Genomic DNA, 17188 nt, shown 5'->3' with positions numbered 1-17188 from the left:
CGGGGCGCAACAGAACGGCGACGCCTGCCGGTCCGCACCGGCAGGCAGGGTCGGCGACGCGGAGGCGCCGCCGGTCAGGCATCAACCGAAATCCAGGGTCTTTTCGAACGCCTTGAGCTCGTGGCGCGCCATGGCCAGATTGGCCTTGGAGCGGTCCAGCACGACATACAGAAACAGCGTGCCGTTGCTTTCGAGCGGACGCAGCAGGTGGTACTGGCGCGACAGCGTGATCAGGATGTCTTCGATCGTGTCGTGCAGACCGAGCTGCTCGGCGATGCGGCGCTTGGCACGTACCACTTCGGTGTTGCCGGCAGCAGCCAGCTCGAGGTTGAGTTCGGTGCCGCCGGTCATGCCCAGGGCCATGCCGCTGTCGCTGTCGACCAGCGCGGCGCCGACAAAACCGGCGAGCGAATGCAGTTGTTCCAGATTGAGTTTCGACATCGGTGGTCCCCTTCCAAACGGTGAGAAAAATCGGTGCGCTCGTGCAAGCACAAACAATGCCAACGGCATCAGCCGGCCGGCTGCGCCAGTGCAGTGGCCAGGCGGCCGGCGCAATCGCGCGCGTTGAACAGCAGTGCGGCGGCATTGAGGTCTGCGCTGCCCACGGCGGTCAGCGTCAGCGGTTTGTCGGCCCGGATGCGGATCAGCACCAACTGCCCGCCACGCGTGCTGATGGTGGCGTAATCGGCTTCGCTCAGGCTCGACTCGCGCGCCAGCGTCTCGCCCAGGGTCAGGAACGAATTGGCCATCGCGGCCAGGCGACGCCCGTCCACACCCAGGCTGGATTGCTCGGTGATGGCGCGGCCATCGGCGGTAGACAGCATCAACAGCCGGATACCCGGCTCGCGCTCGATGGTCTGCGCGAATTCGCGCCCGATCCGGTGCAGGTCGTACTGATGCGACGCCCGCGCGACCTCGCCCACGGCAGCCTTGACGACCTGGTTGACGGCGTTATGCGGCATGAAACTCCCCTGTTGCTGATGGCCCGAGCGCGTACGTGATGCGTGTCCTGCGCTGGCCGGCGCACCATACCATCGAGGTATTAGAGCGCAGTCACACCAGCCTCAGGCGCTTAACTGGGCGGTCAGACAAGCAGAATGTGCAAAGTCCAGCGCGCCACAAACTGCCGTGGCACGTCACTGTAGCGGCGCGTCGAGGCAGATCTAAACCTGTTCGTTTTGTCTGCAGACAGATGCAATCCCCATGCCGTGCTGCGCTGCCGCGCGTCACTGCGCGGGCGCGCCACTAGACTGCATGGCTTTATCGATGCTGGAGCAATACATGGCAACGCAGTACGTGCCGGTTTCCCTGATTGGCGTTCCCACCGACATCGGTGCCGGCCACCGCGGCGCACGGATGGGGCCGGAGGCGCTGCGCATCGCCGGCCTGCAGGAGGCCTTGATCGGCCGTGGCGTGGAGGTGCGCGACCTGGGCAACCTGGACGGCCCGCGCAATCCCTGGCAGGCGCCGCAGGCCGGTTACCGCCATCTGGACGAGGTGGTCGCCTGGAACCAGGCGCTGATGGACGCCAGCTACGCCGAGCTGCAGGCCGGACGCATGCCCATCATGCTGGGCGGCGACCACTGCCTGGGCATCGGTTCGATCACCGCGGTGGCCAGGTACTGCCGCGAGCAGGGGCGCCCGCTGCGGGTGCTGTGGCTGGATGCGCACTCGGATTTCAACACCAGCGAAGTGACCCCGTCTGGCAATGTGCACGGCATGCCGGTGGCCTGCCTGTGCGGGCTGGGCCCGCAGGCGCTGACGCACCTGGGTGGCAGTGCGCCGGCGCTGCTGCCCGAACAGGTGCGGCAGATCGGCATACGCTCGGTGGACCCGGAAGAAAAACGCCTGATCAAGCAGCACCGCATCGACGTCTATGACATGCGTTACATCGACGAAGCGGGGATGAAGCGCACCATGGAAGCCGCGCTGCAGGGCATGAGCGCCGACACCCACCTGCACGTGAGCTTCGATGTGGATTTCCTGGACCCCAGCATCGCGCCCGGCGTGGGCACCACGGTGCCGGGCGGCCCCAATTACCGGGAGGCGCAACTGGTGATGGAGATGATTGCCGATACCGGGCGAATGGGCTCGCTGGATATCGTCGAGCTCAATCCGGTACTGGACAACCGCAACGCCACCGCCGAGCTGGCGGTGGATCTGGTCGAAAGCCTGTTCGGCAAGTCGACCCTGATGCGAGATTGATCCAGCGCTGAACGCAGCGTGCCCTCGTTCACATCAAATCCACGTCCGCGCAGTCAGATTTGGCGCCAAGCGAGGTGCGTTGGCACCGGGCGCAGACCGAGGAAGAGCAATGAAACGACTGCTGACACTAATGGTGCTGGGCCTGTTCTCGGCCGGCGTGATGACGGGCTGCAACACCATGGCCGGCGCCGGCAAGGATATGCAGGGTGCGGGCGACAAGGTCGAAAAGACCGCCGATAAATGCAGCGACGGTAAATGCTGATTCGTCACCGTCGCGTGGCACGTGTTTGATGTGATTGATCTGCGGCAACACGCCGCTTTACCCACGAAGGAGTTTGTTATGAAGCGTGCAATTGTGCTGCTGGTGCTGTCGATGTTCTCGGTCGCGATGCTGTCGGGTTGCAACACCGTCGCAGGTGCTGGCAAGGACGTGCAGGGCGCCGGCGAGAAAGTGGAAGACGCAGCGCGTAAGTGATCTGACGCCGCATGCAACAAAAAACGGGCCGCAAGGCCCGTTTTTTTTGTCCGGCATCGGGCGCGCTTTGGCCGATGTGCACCGCATCGCCGGCGTCGCCCCGCCTGCCTGCGGATGTGGCACAACGCTGCACGCGCCTGTTCAGTGCGGTGATCGCCAGCTTGACACCTCTTGATGCACAACAAACGCGCGCGTGGGCAACCTGCCGGCACGGTCAATCGCGGCCGCATCAGCGGAGTCAACGCAATGAACACTGACATCATTTCCGGCAAGTGGACCCAACTCAAGGGCAAGGCACAGGCCAAGTGGGGCGACCTCACCGACGACGATTTCAAGGTTGCCGAAGGCAATGCGGAATATCTGCAGGGCAAGCTGCAGGAACGCTATGGCTGGGACCGCGACCGCGCCCAGACCGAGGTCCGCGCGTTCGAGAAGTCGCTGCGCGACGACACCTGATCGGCAGGCACTCGCGCTCCCGCAAGGGTGAGCGAGAGTGCCCAGTACCGATGCACGCAACGGGCCGCCCTATGCGGCCCGTTGCGCGTCTGGCAGGGGCGCCGTTGATGGTGATGGGATGGGCAGCACGCGGAACCGTTAAACTCGCGCGCTGACTCCCTGGCATTACGCAGATGACCACTCGCGTTCTCACCGGCATTACCACCTCCGGCACCCCGCACCTTGGCAACTACGTCGGCGCGATCCGCCCGGCCATCCAGGCCAGCGCTGGCGACGACGCGGAGAGCTTCTATTTCCTGGCCGATCTGCACAGCCTGATCAAGGCGCAGGATCCGGCGCGCACGCAGCGCTCCACCCTGGAAATCGCCGCAAGCTGGCTGGCCTGCGGCCTGGACCCGGACAAGGTCTGGTTCTATCGCCAGTCCGATGTGCCCGAGACCACCGAGTTGATGTGGTTGCTCACCTGCGTGGCCGGCAAGGGCATCCTCAATCGCGCCCATGCCTACAAGGCGGCGGTGGACAAGAATCGTGCCGACGGTGAGGACGACGATGCAGGCGTGAGTGCGGGCTTGTTCATGTACCCGGTGCTGATGGCGGCGGATATCTTGATCTTCAACGCGCACAAGGTGCCGGTGGGGCGCGATCAGATCCAGCACATCGAAATGGCGCGAGATTTTGCCCAACGCTTCAATTATGTGTACGGCCGCGACTTCTTTACCCTGCCCGATGCGGTGATCGACGAGCAGGTGTCCACCTTGCCGGGCCTGGATGGCCGCAAGATGAGCAAGAGCTACGGCAATACGATTGCGCTGTTCGCCCCGCGCGAGGAACTGCGCAAGCTGGTGTTCTCGATCCTGACCGATTCGCGTGCGCCGGGCCAGGCCAAGGACACGCAGGGGTCGGCGTTGTTCCAGCTGTATCAGGCTTTCGCCACGCCGCAGGAAACCGCTGCATTTGCCCAGGCATTTGCCGACGGCATCGGCTGGGGCGATGCCAAGCAACAGCTGTTCGAGCGGATCGATCGGGAGATCGCGCCGCTGCGCGCGCGTTACGAAGCATTGATGGCCGAGCCGGCCAAGATCGAAGCGATTCTGCGCGCCGGTGGTGCGCGCCTGCGTGCGCGCTATGCCACGCCACTGCTGGCCGAGCTGCGCAATGCGGTGGGTCTGCGCGATCTATCCGATCAGGCCGGTCCTGCGGCCGCGCAGGCGGGCGAGAAGATCGCCTTGCCGGTGTTCAAGCAATACCGCGAAAACGATGGCCAGTTCTATTTCAAGTTGAACGATGGGGCCGGTGCGCTGCTGCTGCAGAGCGACGGTTTTGCCTCGCCGCGCGATGCAGGCCAGTTGATCGCGCGGCTGAAACAGGCCGGGCAGGCCAGCGATCTGCAGCTGCCGGGCGTGCATGCGCATGCGCACGTCGATGCGATTCTTGCGGCGATCCAGGTGTTGCGCGACGCGTGACCGAGGCACGCGCGCAAGCGGCGGCGGCAGCCTTGCATGCGTGCTGATCGCATCCCGCGTGCGGCGCCGAGATCGATCACGGCGCCTGTCAGGTGTTTGAATCACTTGCGTTAATTCATCGTTGCCTGGAACCGTCGGCACACCGCGCACGCAGTGCCTGCGCCTACACTGCGGCTGTCTTCATCGTCACGGGGCAGGAATGACAGCACTGGCCGATTCCAGCATCCACACCATCGACACCGGCTTCGGCGGCGTGCGGTTCGACGCGGCGTATCTGATTGTCGAGGCGCAACGCGGGGCGTTTGTCGATTGCGGGACCTCGCTGTCGGTGCCGCACATGTTGGCGGCAGTGCAGGCGGCCGGATTGACGCCTGCGCAGGTGGAATGGTTGATCCTGACCCATGTGCACCTGGATCACGCCGGCGGTGCCGGGGCCTTGCTGCAACATCTGCCCAATGCGCGCGTGCTGGTGCATCCACGCGGTGCGCCGCATCTGATCGACCCCGCACGCCTGATTGCCGGCGCTACCGTGGTGTATGGCGAGGCGGAAATGGCGCGCAGCTACGGCGAGATCGTGCCGGTGCCGGCCGAGCGCGTGGTGGAGGCGGTCGATGGTCAATCGGTGCTGCTGGGCGAACGTGCGCTGCGCACGATCGATACGCCCGGACATGCGCGCCATCATCTGTGCGTGTGGGACGCGCGCAGTCGCAGCTGGTTCACCGGCGACACGTTCGGACTGTCGTATCGCCAGCTCGATAGCGCGCAAGGCGCCTTCATCGTGCCGACCTCCTCGCCGGTGCAGTTCGAGCCGGATGCGATGCTGCAGTCGATCGCCCGCTTGATGGAGGTTGCGCCGCAGGCGATGTATCTCACCCATTACGGTCGGGTCACCGCGCCCGAGCCGCTGGCGCGCGCATTGACGCAGCAGATCCATGCGATGACCGAGATTGCGCTGGGCTGCGCAGCACGTGCCGACCGTCATCGCTGCATGGTGGCGGCGTTGACCGAGTTGTATCTGGAGCGCGCGCGCCAACATGGTTGCCGCCTGGACGATGCGGCGGTGGAGCAGTTGCTGGCCATCGATATCGAGCTCAATGCACAGGGCCTGGCGTGCTGGCTGGATCGCGCGACGCGCTAGCCTCTTGGAGTAGCTGGCACTTGCAGGGTGTCCCGCGATGGTGGGTGGGTAAGGCCCTGCAGCAAGTGACAGACCAACTGCCCCACAACTGCACCATCTACGCTAGCCAATCATTTCAGGATGCCGAGATTTCGCGCCTTGCGGGCGCGGGCTATCTTCAAGCCTGGTGAGTCGAGGGCACCGCACCAGACAGGTTGTCGGTGACCCTCTTCAACGCTCCATCATTGCTCGGCTTGAAGCGGGAAGCTCACAGCGCACGCAGCCATATCGACAGTGTCAGTGATGGCCAGATCACAAACACGCACACCGTCCATTTCGACGGTCGTTGCCCGCGCGCACCATCGCGGAAGGTCCTATCGGGACGTACGGGCGGGGTGCTCTGCGATGGCGTGCTGGACAGCGTCCTGGCGCCAAATCGGGAATCGTCTGCTCTCAGCCAAGCGTCCAGCTCCTCCGATTGGATGCAGTGTCCTGGCATACCCCTCCAGTGTTGGCCGCGCGCTTGTAAACTGTGTGTCATCTACCTGTTGCAAGGCCTTGCCGTGAACCCGATGCGCATCCTGTTGTTGTCTGCCTGCCTGTTCGTGGGAGGTGTGGCGCAGGCCGCCAACGATCTGCCCGGTGGCGGCATCGATGCCGAGGCGTTGTCGCGGCACGTGCGGCTTCTGGCATCGGATGAATTCGAAGGCCGTGCGCCGGCCAGCTCCGGCGAGCAGCGCACGGTCGATTATCTGGTCGAGCAGTTCAAGGCCGCGGGCGTGCAGCCGGGTGGCGAGCAGGGTGGCTGGACCCAGGCCGTGCCGCTGGTCCGTGCGCAGGTGAATGGCCCGGTCGGTGCGATGTTGCGTGTGGGCGGCAAGACGCAGGCGTTGGTCAACGGCACCGATGTGACCTTGCAGAGCCTGCGGCCGATCGACAAGGTGGCGTTGAAGAATGCGCCGCTGGTGTTCGTCGGCTACGGCATCAGCGCGCCGGAGCGGCAGTGGGACGACTACAAGGGCGTGGACCTGCGCGGCAAGATCGCCGTGGTGCTGATCAACGATGCCGACTTCGACACCGCACAGCCCGGTGCGTTCGACGGCAAGGCGGTCACCTACTACGGCCGTTGGACCTACAAGTACGAAGAAGCCGCGCGCCGCGGCGCCGCCGGTGTGCTGATCGTGCACGAGACCGCGCCGGCCGCGTATGGCTGGGCCACGGTGCAGAGCTCGGGCCTGTCGCCGTTGTTCGATATCGAACGCAGCGATGCCGATGCCCGCGCGCAGCATGTGACGGTGCGCGGCTGGATGCAGCGGACCCTGGCCACGTCGCTGTTCAAGCAGGCCGGGCTGGATTTCGAACAGGCCAAGCAGCGCGCGCAGCAGCGCGACTTCGTACCGATGCCGCTGGGCGATGCCACGTTGTCGGTGGACTTCAAGCTCAAGCGCGAACGCGTGGTGACGCATAACGTGGTGGCCAAGCTCACCGGCAGCCAGCATCCGGACGAGACGGTGATCTTCTCCGCGCACTGGGATGCGTTCGGGATCGGCAAGGCCGATGCCGGCGGCGACACGGTGCGGCGCGGAGCGGTGGACAACGCCACCGGCGTGGCCAGCGTGCTGGAACTGGCGCGCGTGTTCGCCGCCGGCCCCAAGCCGCAGCGCACGCTGTATTTCATTGCATTGACCGCCGAAGAAAAGGGCCTGCTCGGCGCCAATTATTACGCCGCCCATCCGCTGGCGCCGTTGGACAAGACCGTGGCGGTACTCAACATGGAGATGTTCAGCCCGGATGGCCCGACGCGCGATATCGCGTCGTGGGGCCGTGGCCGCGTGTCGCTGGAAGGCGATCTGGAACAGGCGGCCAAGGCGCGCGATCGCACCTACTCGCCGGACCCGAATCTGGAAGCGGGCTTCTTTTACCGCGCCGACCATTTCGCCTTCGCGCGTATGGGCGTGCCGGCGATCACTGCAGGCCCGGGTCTGGACATGCGCAAGGGCGGCGTCAAGGCGGGCAAGGCATTGCGCGATAAATACTTTGCCGACTGCTACCACCAGCCCTGCGACCGCTGGACCCCGCAGTGGGATGCCACCGGGCATGCGGCCGATACCACGCTGGTCTACGACGTGGGCGTGGCGCTGGCCAACGGCCGGCAGTGGCCGAGCTGGCAGGATGGCTCGGAGTTCAAGGCCATCCGCGCCAGGAGCGATGCCGCGCGCAAGTAAGGCCTGACTGGTGTGACGCCCTGCGCGGCTTTACCGGCCCGGGCGTTGCGTGGCCATCGCTGGCCGTGCACGCTGCCTGCAACGGCCCGGGCGCGGAGCATCGGCTGCGGCTTTACGTGTTGCGTTTGCCACATGGATAGCGCTTGCGCAGTGCCTCGATGATCAGGCCGGGGGCCGCCTCGTCCAGGCGCGCATCGGGTAGCGCGACAAGGTCGGCGATGATGGCCTGCAGGTCCGGCAGGTCTGCCTGGCCCGCAGGCAGGCACCATTGCGTGCGATAGCTGGTGCTGGCCACGCCGAGCACATAGGCGCCGGCGCGACTGGCCGACACCATGACCTTGAGTTCGGGCTGGTTCGGCGCGTCGATCTCCGGCGCCAGCGAGCCGTCCAGCCCGGCTTCGATCAATTTGCGTCCACTGAGCTCCCACGGCTCGAGCGTACGTGCCGCTGCAGTGGTGGATAAGACGGTCAGGGCGGCCATGGCCAGCCAGGGAAGGCGACGCTGCATCTGCGCTCCGGCACGAGGGTTGAGCTGCACGATAGCGCGCGAAGCGGGCAAGGGCATGCATGCAGCGGCTCAGGGCAGCTACCGAAACGACTGTGCCTTTGCGCCAGGCGGGCGCGGCCGGTGCTTGGTGCGGCATGTGCCGCGCCTAGACTGCGGTTCCGAGCGCGCCTTGCACACCCACCTGACGATTGCCCGCTACGTGTTGGTAGCCGTTGCTGGAGCGACCAGCACAACGCGTGCGCGACCAGCAACGCGCGCGGCCGGTGCCCGGCAGTGGCAGGGACGGTCGATCGGTTACAGTCCCTGCGCATGGTCCACATCGCGCCTGTCGGCCGGCTCTTGCGTCGCGTCAAACAGCTGCTGCGGTTGCGCGCATCGACACGCCAGCGCTGCCGTGGTGGTGCCGCATGCCGTCCCTGCGCCTGGTACACGCTTGCCAGCTGCCCCCCAGCCGTCTTCGGGTTTGGGCAGGTGCTCTAGAATGGCGGCTTCCGCTGCACTTGGCTCTGTCCCGATGTCTTCCTCTCACGACGCTGCAGCGCCTGCGCGCAGCGGGCTGGTCGCTGTTGCGTTGCTGCTGGTCTATGTGGTCTGGGGCTCGACCTATCTGGCGATCCGGTTTGCGCTGGAAGGCGGCGCGCAGCCGCTGACGATGGTGTCCGGCGCGCGCTTCATCATCGCCGGCAGCGTGCTCTACAGCGTGCTGCGCTGGCGGGGCGTGGCGGCGCCAACGCGTGCGCAATGGAAGAACGTGGCCTTGATGGGCGCAGCGTTGCTGCTGCTGGGCAACGGCATGGTGGTGCTGGCAGAGCGCAGCGTGTCCTCGGGCTTGGCCGCCACGGCGGTGGCGTCGGTGCCGCTGTGGATGGCGCTATTCGGCGCGTTGCGCGGGCAGCACGCCAGCGGCGGCGAATGGCTGGGCATCGTGATCGGATTCGTGGGCGTGGTGTGGCTCAACGCCGGCAGCAGCCTCACCGCAACGCCGGGAGGATTGGTGTTGCTGCTGATCGCGCCGATCGGCTGGGCATTCGGCTCGGTGTGGTCGCGCGGACGCGATCTGCCGTCGCCCTTCATGACCGCCGCCGGGCAGATGCTGTGCGGCGGCGTGTTGCTGGTGAGCACCGGCCTGCTGATCGGCGAGCGCCCGCATGCCTGGCCAACGCCGCATGGACTGATGGCCGTGGCGTATCTGTGCGTGTTCGGCTCGATCGTGGCGTTCACCGCGTACGTGTGGCTGCTGCATCACGTACGCCCGGCGCTGGCCGGCAGCTATGCCTACGTCAATCCGGTGATTGCGGTGGCGTTGGGGGCGTGGCTGGGACATGAGCGCTTCACCGCGCACGACATCGGCGCGATGGCAGTGATTCTGGGTGGCGTGCTGGTGGTCACCCTGGCCAGGGCGCGGCGATGAGCGCGCCTGCGCCGGCGTCGGCGGTGGAAGCGCGGCGCGGTCTGCTGATGACCGCCGCGAGCTTTGTGATCTGGGGCCTGGTGCCGTTGTATTGGCATCTGCTCAAGGTGGTGCCGTCGCTGCAGATCATTGCGCACCGCATCGTGTGGAGCGCGGTGCTGGTGGTGGCTTGGCTGGTGGCGAGCTCGGGGCTGCGTTGGTGGCGCACGATCGCCGCGCAGCCGCGCGCGTTGTGGATGCTGGCCGCCAGCAGCGTGGCGATCGCCTTCAATTGGGGCCTGTATATCTGGGCCATCAACGCCGGGCATGTGATCGAAGCCAGCCTGGGCTACTTCATCAATCCACTGCTGAGCGTATTGCTGGGCGTGCTGGTGCTGAAAGAGCGCCTGCGCGGCATCCAGTGGCTGGCGGTGGCGTGCGCCGCCATCGGCGTGCTGTGGCTGACCATCGATGCCGGCGCACCGCCGTGGATCGCGCTGGGGCTGGCGGTCTCGTTCGGCCTCTACGGATTGCTGCGCAAGCTGGTGGCAGTGGACCCGGTGGCCGGCCTGGGCGTGGAAAGCGTGTATCTGTTCGTGCCGGCACTGCTGCTGGCGGCATGGGGCGAGCAGGGCCACGGCGGCGCGTTCTTCAGCGGCTGGGATCTGCGGACCGATCTGCTGCTGATCTTCGGCGGCGTGGTGACGGCAGTGCCGCTGATCGGATTTGCGTACGGCGTGCGGCGCATCCCGCTGTCGCTGGTGGGCATCCTGCAGTACATCGGGCCGAGCCTGCAGTTGTTGCTGGGGGTGTGGTTCTTCCATGAGCCGTTCGACCAGGGGCGTGCGATCGGCTTCGCTGCGATCTGGATCGGGCTGTTGCTGTTCGTCGGCGATAGCGTGCTGCGTGCGCGGCAGCCGGTACCGGCGCGCTGAGCGCGTGCCGGGCGGCGTCCTGTACACAGGACGCAGCGGCTGCGGCGATCAGCTACTGGGCACCGGTACCGGCATCGCAACCGCCAGCGTGGAGGTCGGCAGTGCCTGCGGGGCAGGGCAGTGGCCCGGGCTTTGTTGAACCTGCGCCAGCCAGTGGTCGATCGGTGCGCCGAGCAGGTCCAGCCGCAACGGCAGGCTCAGATGCGTTTCGCCGGGCAACTCGACGTAATGCGCGCGCGTGCTGGCCAGCGCCAGCGCGCGGCCATGCGCCACCGGAATGTGCTGGTCGGCATCGCCATGCAGCAGCAGCACGCAGCTGCGCGTGTCGGCTAGCGCCTGCGCCACATCGACGTGGTCCAGATCCAGCTTGAGCTGGGTGTCGGCGGCGGCGATCACCGCATCCAGATTCTGGTCGGCATAGCGCCAGCGCGCATACGCCGCCACCGCGTGCCCGCGCCAGCCGCTGGGCTGGCTGGTCAGCAGATGCGGCACCATGTCGCGGATGCCGCGCCCGGCGTTGGCGAAGGATTCCATCGCCACCACGCCGGCCACGCGCGGCCCAAGCTTGTCGGCAGTGAACAGCGCGGTGGCCGCGCCATAGGAAATGCCGAACAGATACAGTGGCCCGTGGATTTCGCCGCGCGGCTGCAGTGCGTTGATGACATCGATCACGTCGTCGGACTCGCGCGTGCCGTAGCCCGACGGCCCGCCGCCGGAATGGCCGTGGTTGCGCAGATCGATGGTGATCACCCGGTAGCCGGCCTGTGCCAGTTGCAGCGACCACGGCAACAGCGAATCGCCGTCCATCATCCAGCCGTGCAGCACCACCACGGTGCCACGCGGCGCTGGCGGCGGCACGTGGGGTACGCTGAAGCTGAAATCCACATCCAGCGCATGCGCCGGGTCGTTGCGCTGGCCCAGGTAGCGGTAGCGCATGGCGTACTGACCCGGATCGATCGCACGCCAGAAGATCGGCACCTGATCGCGCGTGGTCACGTGGCCGCTGCGGCTGGGCACCGTGGCGATGGTGGCGGCGATGCGTTCTTCGTCCAGCAACGGCGACACGCCACCGGGCGCGACCAGGCGCTCGCTGAGCGAGGTGGAGGACGAAGAACAGCCGGCGAGCCACAGGCAGGCGCAGGCCAGCAGAAACAGGCGCGTCATGGCAGTACATCGCTGGATCAAACGGCCGAGCAGGCTACGGCCTGCCCGGCCCGCGCATCTACCGCACTGCGGTGACAAAACGATGACAGCCTGCAATACATTCAGATACCGCGAGCACGCGCCTTGCTCGACTCTACGAATCCCGAATCCCGAATCCCGACGGGCCAAAGGCCCGCCTACACCTCACGCAATGCCGTGGTGATCGGCAAGCGCGCCGCCCGCAACGCCGGGAACAACCCCCCGACCAGGCCAATGCCCAGCGCCCATTTCAAGCCGCTCCACAGCAGCTCCGGCGACACCTTGAACTGGAACACCACCTGGCTGAAGTTGTTGCCCAGCGTGGAGACGGTATAGCCGTTGAACACCGCCCAGGCGATCAATCCGCCCAGCAACCCGCCCAGCAGTGCCAGCAACATGGTTTCCAGCATCAGCGCCATGATCACCGGCGTGCCGCGAAACCCGATCGCGCGCATCGTGGCGATCTCGCGCGCACGCGTGGCCACCGCCGCATACATGGTGTTGAGCGCGCCGAACACCGCGCCCACCGCCATGATCGCGCCGATCACCGTGCCCAGGATGCTGATCAACCTGTTCAACCCGCCGCCCTGCTTGCCGTAATACGCGCGGGTGGTTTCCACATCCAGCTTGAGCCGCGGGTCGGCCGCCATGGCCGTCTTGAACTGATCGAAGCCGGCCTTGCCGGCGGTACGCACGGTGATCGACTGGTACGCGCGGCGGTTGTAGGTGGTGGCCAGCGTCTGCGCATCGGTCCACATCTCCGAGTCGTGCGCATCGCCGGAGGCGAACACGCCCACTACCGTCCATTGCTGGCTGCCCAGGGTCAGCGTCTTGCCCAGCTCCAGGCCGCGGAACTGGTTCAACGCGCCCTTGCCGACCACCATCTCGCGCAGGCCGGTGGTGAAGCGGCGGCCCTGCACGATCTTGACCTTGTCGTGCACGCCCCAGGCCTGCTCGCCCACGCCACGCAACTGCGCGTTGACGTCGGTGCCATCGGAGCGCGAGGCGATGTTGACCACCTGCGACAACTCCGGCGATACCATCGGGCGCCCGTTGGCATCGGCGGCAATGCCGGGCAGGCTGCCGATCAGCGGCACCAGGTCGCGGGTGATCACCGAGTTGGTTTCCGCCTGCGAGCCGCCACGCAAGACGATCGCGGTGGTGTCGTCGCCGGTGCTGTTGAGCGTGGCCTGGAAGCCCTGGCCCATCGCCAGCATCGCCACCAGCACGCCGACCACGCCGGCAATGCCGACCACGATCACCGACGTGGACCCCCAGCGTTGCGGCAGGCTGGCGATGCCGATGCGCGCGGCCGCCAGCGACAGGCGGCCCGTGCGCGTGACCGCCAGCCACACCGCCAGCAGCACCGCGATCGGCAGCAACCACATCCACGGCAGCACGATCCACAGCCCCAGGCCGAGCGCCAGCAGCACGATGGACAACAAGGTAACGCCACGATCTTTCCATTTGCGTTGCATGTGCATGCTCCTGTCAGCGGCTGGCGAGGGCATCGACGATCTTCAAGCGCTGCGCGCGTAACGCCGGCAGCACACCCACCACGATGCCGATGCCGGCCATCAGGCCAAACGCCACCAGCCAGGTCTGCAGCGGCACGGTCTGGGTGGGCATCAGCCCGCCGCTGCGCGCGGACACCGCAGGGATGACCAAGGCTGCCAGGCCCATGCCGATCAGGCCGCCCAGGCCGATCAACAACACCGATTCGATCATCACCAGGCTCAGCACCGTACGATCCTGAAAGCCCAGCGTCTTGAGCGTGGCCAGCTCCGGAATGCGCTCGCGTACCGCCTGCGCCATGGTGTTGCCGGTCAGCAGCAGCAAGGTGAAGAACACCGCGGCCATGATCGAGGTGACGATCAGCCCGATATCGGCAAACTGCTTGACGAAGGCCTGCTGAAACGCCGATTCGGTTTGCGATTTGGTCTCGTGATCGGAATTTGCCGACAACGCATCGATGGCCTGCGCCACGCGCGAGGCCTGGTCGGGGTTGCTCAGGGTCACCGTCAACCAGCTCACCTGGTTCTTGATGTAGTCGTTGGATTCGTCGAAGTATTTCCAGTTCATCATCAACTGGCGCTCCTGATTGGCCGCCACGGTGCGGTCTTTCACACGAAAGATGCCGACCAGTTGCAGCGGCCAGTCGTTGCTGCCGCCGCGCGGGAAGATGGTGGCCTGCAACGGGATGGTGTCGCCGAGCTTCCAGCCGAATTCCTTGGCCAGGGTTTCGCCGACCACCGCGCCGGTACGCGTGGTCTGGAACGCCTTGAGCTGATCCTTGGGCAGCGCGTATTCGCTGTAAACATCGAAAAAGTTCGGCGCCACCGAAAAGTTGGCGAAGAAGTTCTTCGGGTCGCGATAGATGCCGCCGAACCACATCGCCGAGGTCACATCGCGTACGCCCGGCACGCTGCGCACCTGCGCTTCCAGCCGGATCGGTAGCGACTGGGTGATCGACAGGCGCGAGGCCACCACCAGGCGGTCGACGCCGCTGACGCTGCCGCCGGAGTTGAAGGCCACGCGTACCGAATCCAGCATGCCGAACAATAAGAACGCAGCCACCACAGACAACAAGGTCAGCAAGGTCCGCGTCTTGCTGCGGAACAACTGCGCCCATACCAGCGAGAAATACTTCATGGCAGCGCTCCCTTAGAGCGCGAGTGGCGCGTCGGCCAGCTCGCCCTTGTCCAGATGGATGGTGTGGGTGGCGTACTCGGCAGCCTTGGGGTCGTGGGTGACCATGACGATGGTCTTGCCGTGCTCGCGGTTGAGTTCCTGCAGCAGGCGCAGGATTTCTTCGGCATTGTGGCGGTCCAGATCGCCGGTGGGCTCGTCGCAGATCAGAAAGGTCGGGTCGGACACGATGGCGCGCGCAATCGCCACGCGCTGCTGCTGGCCGCCGGACAACTCGCTGGGCTTGTGGTTGCGGCGTTCCTGCAGGCCCACCAGGGTCAAGGCGATCTCCGCATTGCGCTTGCGCTGGCCGGCATTGAGCGAGGTCAGCAGCAGCGGCAATTCCACATTCTTCTGCGCGGTGAGCATCGGCATCAGGTTGTAGAACTGGAACACGAAGCCGACGTGGTGGCTGCGCCAGGTGGCGAGTTGCCCACCACTCATGCGGTCGATGCGCTCGCCTTCGATTTCGATCTCGCCTCCGCTGGGGGTGTCCAGCCCGCCGATCAGGTTGAGCAAGGTGGTCTTGCCCGAACCGGACGGGCCCATCAACGCAACGAAATCGCCGGCGGCGATTTCCAGATCGATGCCGTGCAGCACCTGCACCTGCTCCGGGCCGCGTTGGTAGGTCTTGGTGATGTTGCGCAAGCTGACGAGAGCGGTCATGGCGACTCCTGGCGATGCAATGGGATGAGGAAGCGGTGCGGCACAGCGACTGCGACTGCAAGAGCGGCGATGCGATGCACGACGACGGTAAGGCGATCAAGCGGCAGCGCGTTGCTGCGCGGTGTGCGAGGCGAGCCAACCCAGCCGGATCGCCGTATGCAGCACTCGCGGGTAACCTCGTGTTCGATGCCGTTCGAAGCCCTTCAAACAGCACAACAACCTGCTTCAGGCCGATGGGCTGGATCGCGTTCGGCTCTCCAGCGAGGATGTTTCATTGCAGCAAGCCCATCCGGATGCAGCGTGGTGGGGACAACATCGCTACGGTGCTGCGAGCGATAACGCGGACCGGCGCTGTGTTCGCCGGGCCAGCCATTACTGCGCAGCGTCCGCATCCGCTTCGGCCACGGTGTCGCCATCCTTCAATGCCGTTGGCGGGTTGAGCACCACACTGTCGCCGGCACGCAATCCGGACACCACCTGGCGGTCTTCGCCCATGGTCATGCCGGTGGTGACGGCGCGCTCGCTGACCGCGTTGCGCTCGCCGACCACGAAGGCCACGGTGCGCGTATCGCGTTGGACCAGCGCCGCTGCGGGCACGCGCACGCCTTGCGGCTTGGCGGCTTCCTGCGGCTTGGCCTGCTCCAGAAAGCTCACCCGCACGCCCATTTCCGGCACGATGCGCGGGTCCTTGACCTTGAGCGCCACGCGCACTTTCACCGTCGCCTTGCCGCGGTCTGCGGTAGGGATGATGGCGATCACCTCGCCAGGAATCTTCCATTCCGGGTAGGCGTTGAGCACCGCTTCCACGGGCATCTTCGGCTGCACCCGGCCGATATACGACTCTCCCACTTCTACTTCGATTTCCAGCGATTCCATGTCCACGATGGTGCCGATGCCGGTGCGGGTGAAGCCGCCACCGGCAGACAGTGGCGAGACGATTTCGCCCGGTTGCGCCGCCTTGGCGGTGACCACGCCGGCAAACGGCGCGCGCACCACGTTGAAGTCCGAGCGGATGCCGGCGATGGCCAACTGGTCCGATGCCACCTGCACGTTGCGTTGCGCGTTCTGCAACTGCGCGCGCAATGCGTCGCGCTGCGCGGTGGCCTGTTCGTACTGCGAGCGCGACACCAGTTGCGCACCCACCAGCGATTGCAGGCGTGTGGCATCGGCATTGGCCACGGCCAGTTGCGCCTGCATGTTGTCGACCTGGCTGCGCGCGGCCGACAACTGCGATGCAGACAGCGTGCGCTGCGCATCGGCATCCAATGGGTCGAGCGTGGCCATCACCTGGCCCTGTTCGACGCGCATGCCTTCTTCGATCATCACTTCGCGCACCTTGCCGGTCACCTGCGCCGACACCGTGGCCATGCGGCGCGCCACCACATAGCCCGAGGCATCCAGCACCGAGGCGCTGCTGCTACCGGCGCTGATCGCCACCACCGGCGCGGTCTGCACCTTCAGCACCGGTGTGCGCGTGAACCACCATGCGCCCACAGCCAGCACGATGACCACGACGATGGTGGCAATGATCCAGCCGGTGCGGCGCGCGGGCGGCGGCGTGGCAGGACGCTGGCGGTCGATGCGGAGTTGCTTGAGCAGATCGGCGGATGTGTTCATCGATAACCAGGACAGAAGGCTGCGCAGAATGTGACCGCCTGCAGGGCGCGCCGCAAGCTGCCGGAAGTCACCAACTGCAGCGAGGCGACCAACGGTCAGCCGGTACGGTGCAACTGCAAGGTGCTGCGCAGCATGCGGCTGGCCGGCCGCCGCGACCAGTGACAGCTGTCACCTGCATGCCATGACAGGCGCGACTGTGGGTGGCCGGCGCGAGCGAGCATGCTTGCGCCGAGGCCTGACTACCGACTTCGTCTGCGTTAC

General features: G+C 66.0%; 17 protein-coding genes and 1 other RNA gene. 10 read left to right on the top strand and 8 right to left on the bottom strand.

Annotated features, from left to right (window positions below):
* Positions 1 to 81: 81 nt before the first annotated feature.
* Together FHY18_RS17140 and FHY18_RS17135 are read right to left on the bottom strand one after the other, a co-directional pair.
* Positions 82 to 441 carry a roadblock/LC7 domain-containing protein gene (locus FHY18_RS17140; RefSeq protein ID WP_259157189.1) on the bottom strand — a complete coding sequence of 120 codons (360 nt, stop codon included), beginning with the start codon at positions 439 to 441 and terminating at the stop codon, positions 82 to 84.
* 68 nt (positions 442 to 509) lie between these two features.
* On the bottom strand, positions 510 to 962 hold the full coding sequence (locus FHY18_RS17135; RefSeq protein WP_259157187.1) for a roadblock/LC7 domain-containing protein: 453 nt from the start codon (positions 960 to 962) through the stop codon (positions 510 to 512).
* 319 nt (positions 963 to 1281) lie between these two features.
* On the opposite strand from FHY18_RS17135, the gene rocF reads away from it, so the two are divergent.
* The 7 genes from rocF to FHY18_RS17100 all read left to right on the top strand — a co-directional run bounded on the left by rocF (position 1282) and on the right by FHY18_RS17100 (position 7941).
* On the top strand, positions 1282 to 2205 hold the full coding sequence (gene rocF, locus FHY18_RS17130) for an arginase (RefSeq protein WP_259157185.1): 924 nt from the start codon (positions 1282 to 1284) through the stop codon (positions 2203 to 2205).
* A gap of 109 nt (positions 2206 to 2314) precedes the next feature.
* The gene (locus tag FHY18_RS17125) at positions 2315 to 2467 is read left to right on the top strand and encodes an entericidin A/B family lipoprotein (protein ID WP_039421598.1); all 153 of its coding nucleotides are present in this window, start codon (positions 2315 to 2317) and stop codon (positions 2465 to 2467) included.
* Positions 2468 to 2545: 78 nt separating this feature from the next.
* Positions 2546 to 2680 carry an entericidin A/B family lipoprotein gene (locus FHY18_RS17120; RefSeq protein WP_005989324.1) on the top strand — a complete coding sequence of 45 codons (135 nt, stop codon included), beginning with the start codon at positions 2546 to 2548 and terminating at the stop codon, positions 2678 to 2680.
* A gap of 246 nt (positions 2681 to 2926) precedes the next feature.
* On the top strand, positions 2927 to 3136 hold the full coding sequence (locus tag FHY18_RS17115; RefSeq protein ID WP_016904514.1) for a CsbD family protein: 210 nt from the start codon (positions 2927 to 2929) through the stop codon (positions 3134 to 3136).
* A 173-nt stretch (positions 3137 to 3309) separates the two neighbouring features.
* Complete coding sequence (locus FHY18_RS17110) at positions 3310 to 4599, top strand: tryptophan--tRNA ligase (protein WP_259157164.1); 1290 nt, start codon at positions 3310 to 3312, stop codon at positions 4597 to 4599.
* 199 nt (positions 4600 to 4798) lie between these two features.
* Positions 4799 to 5737 carry an MBL fold metallo-hydrolase gene (locus FHY18_RS17105; RefSeq protein ID WP_259157163.1) on the top strand — a complete coding sequence of 313 codons (939 nt, stop codon included), beginning with the start codon at positions 4799 to 4801 and terminating at the stop codon, positions 5735 to 5737.
* A 551-nt stretch (positions 5738 to 6288) separates the two neighbouring features.
* Complete coding sequence (locus FHY18_RS17100; protein WP_259158284.1) at positions 6289 to 7941, top strand: M28 family metallopeptidase; 1653 nt, start codon at positions 6289 to 6291, stop codon at positions 7939 to 7941.
* Between the two features lie 112 nt (positions 7942 to 8053).
* Here the strand turns inward: FHY18_RS17100 and FHY18_RS17095 are convergent, their stop codons facing one another.
* A complete protein-coding gene (locus FHY18_RS17095) occupies positions 8054 to 8449 on the bottom strand; it encodes a Rap1a/Tai family immunity protein (protein ID WP_259157162.1) in 396 nt (131 codons plus the stop codon).
* A gap of 134 nt (positions 8450 to 8583) precedes the next feature.
* Between FHY18_RS17095 and FHY18_RS17090 the strand changes: the two genes are divergently transcribed.
* From FHY18_RS17090 to rarD, 3 genes are all read left to right on the top strand, one after another.
* A non-coding RNA gene (locus FHY18_RS17090) (sX9 sRNA) lies at positions 8584 to 8660 on the top strand.
* A gap of 303 nt (positions 8661 to 8963) precedes the next feature.
* A complete protein-coding gene (gene yedA / locus FHY18_RS17085) occupies positions 8964 to 9860 on the top strand; it encodes a drug/metabolite exporter YedA (protein ID WP_046965234.1) in 897 nt (298 codons plus the stop codon).
* Positions 9857 to 10774, top strand: coding sequence for an EamA family transporter RarD (gene rarD / locus FHY18_RS17080; protein ID WP_259157161.1), 918 nt, complete (start codon positions 9857 to 9859; stop codon positions 10772 to 10774). The genes yedA and rarD overlap by 4 nt, the downstream gene beginning before the upstream one ends.
* A gap of 48 nt (positions 10775 to 10822) precedes the next feature.
* On the opposite strand, the gene FHY18_RS17075 is transcribed toward rarD, so the two are convergent.
* The 5 genes from FHY18_RS17075 to FHY18_RS17055 form a co-directional block, all read right to left on the bottom strand.
* On the bottom strand, positions 10823 to 11938 hold the full coding sequence (locus FHY18_RS17075; RefSeq protein ID WP_259157160.1) for an alpha/beta fold hydrolase: 1116 nt from the start codon (positions 11936 to 11938) through the stop codon (positions 10823 to 10825).
* A gap of 176 nt (positions 11939 to 12114) precedes the next feature.
* Positions 12115 to 13440, bottom strand: a complete 1326-nt coding sequence (locus tag FHY18_RS17070; RefSeq protein ID WP_259157158.1) for an ABC transporter permease — start codon at positions 13438 to 13440, stop codon at positions 12115 to 12117.
* A 7-nt stretch (positions 13441 to 13447) separates the two neighbouring features.
* Positions 13448 to 14608, bottom strand: coding sequence for an ABC transporter permease (locus tag FHY18_RS17065; RefSeq protein WP_259157156.1), 1161 nt, complete (start codon positions 14606 to 14608; stop codon positions 13448 to 13450).
* A gap of 12 nt (positions 14609 to 14620) precedes the next feature.
* Entirely contained in the window at positions 14621 to 15310 is a 690-nt protein-coding gene (locus tag FHY18_RS17060) for an ABC transporter ATP-binding protein (protein WP_259157154.1), read from the bottom strand.
* A 372-nt stretch (positions 15311 to 15682) separates the two neighbouring features.
* The gene (locus FHY18_RS17055; protein WP_259157153.1) at positions 15683 to 16927 is read right to left on the bottom strand and encodes an efflux RND transporter periplasmic adaptor subunit; all 1245 of its coding nucleotides are present in this window, start codon (positions 16925 to 16927) and stop codon (positions 15683 to 15685) included.
* Positions 16928 to 17188: the final 261 nt, after the last annotated feature.

Origin of the sequence: Xanthomonas sp. 3793 (assembly GCF_024806835.1) — a bacterium.
Taxonomy (GTDB): domain Bacteria; phylum Pseudomonadota; class Gammaproteobacteria; order Xanthomonadales; family Xanthomonadaceae; genus Xanthomonas; species Xanthomonas arboricola_F.
This window is presented reverse-complemented; position numbering and strand designations above follow the sequence as displayed.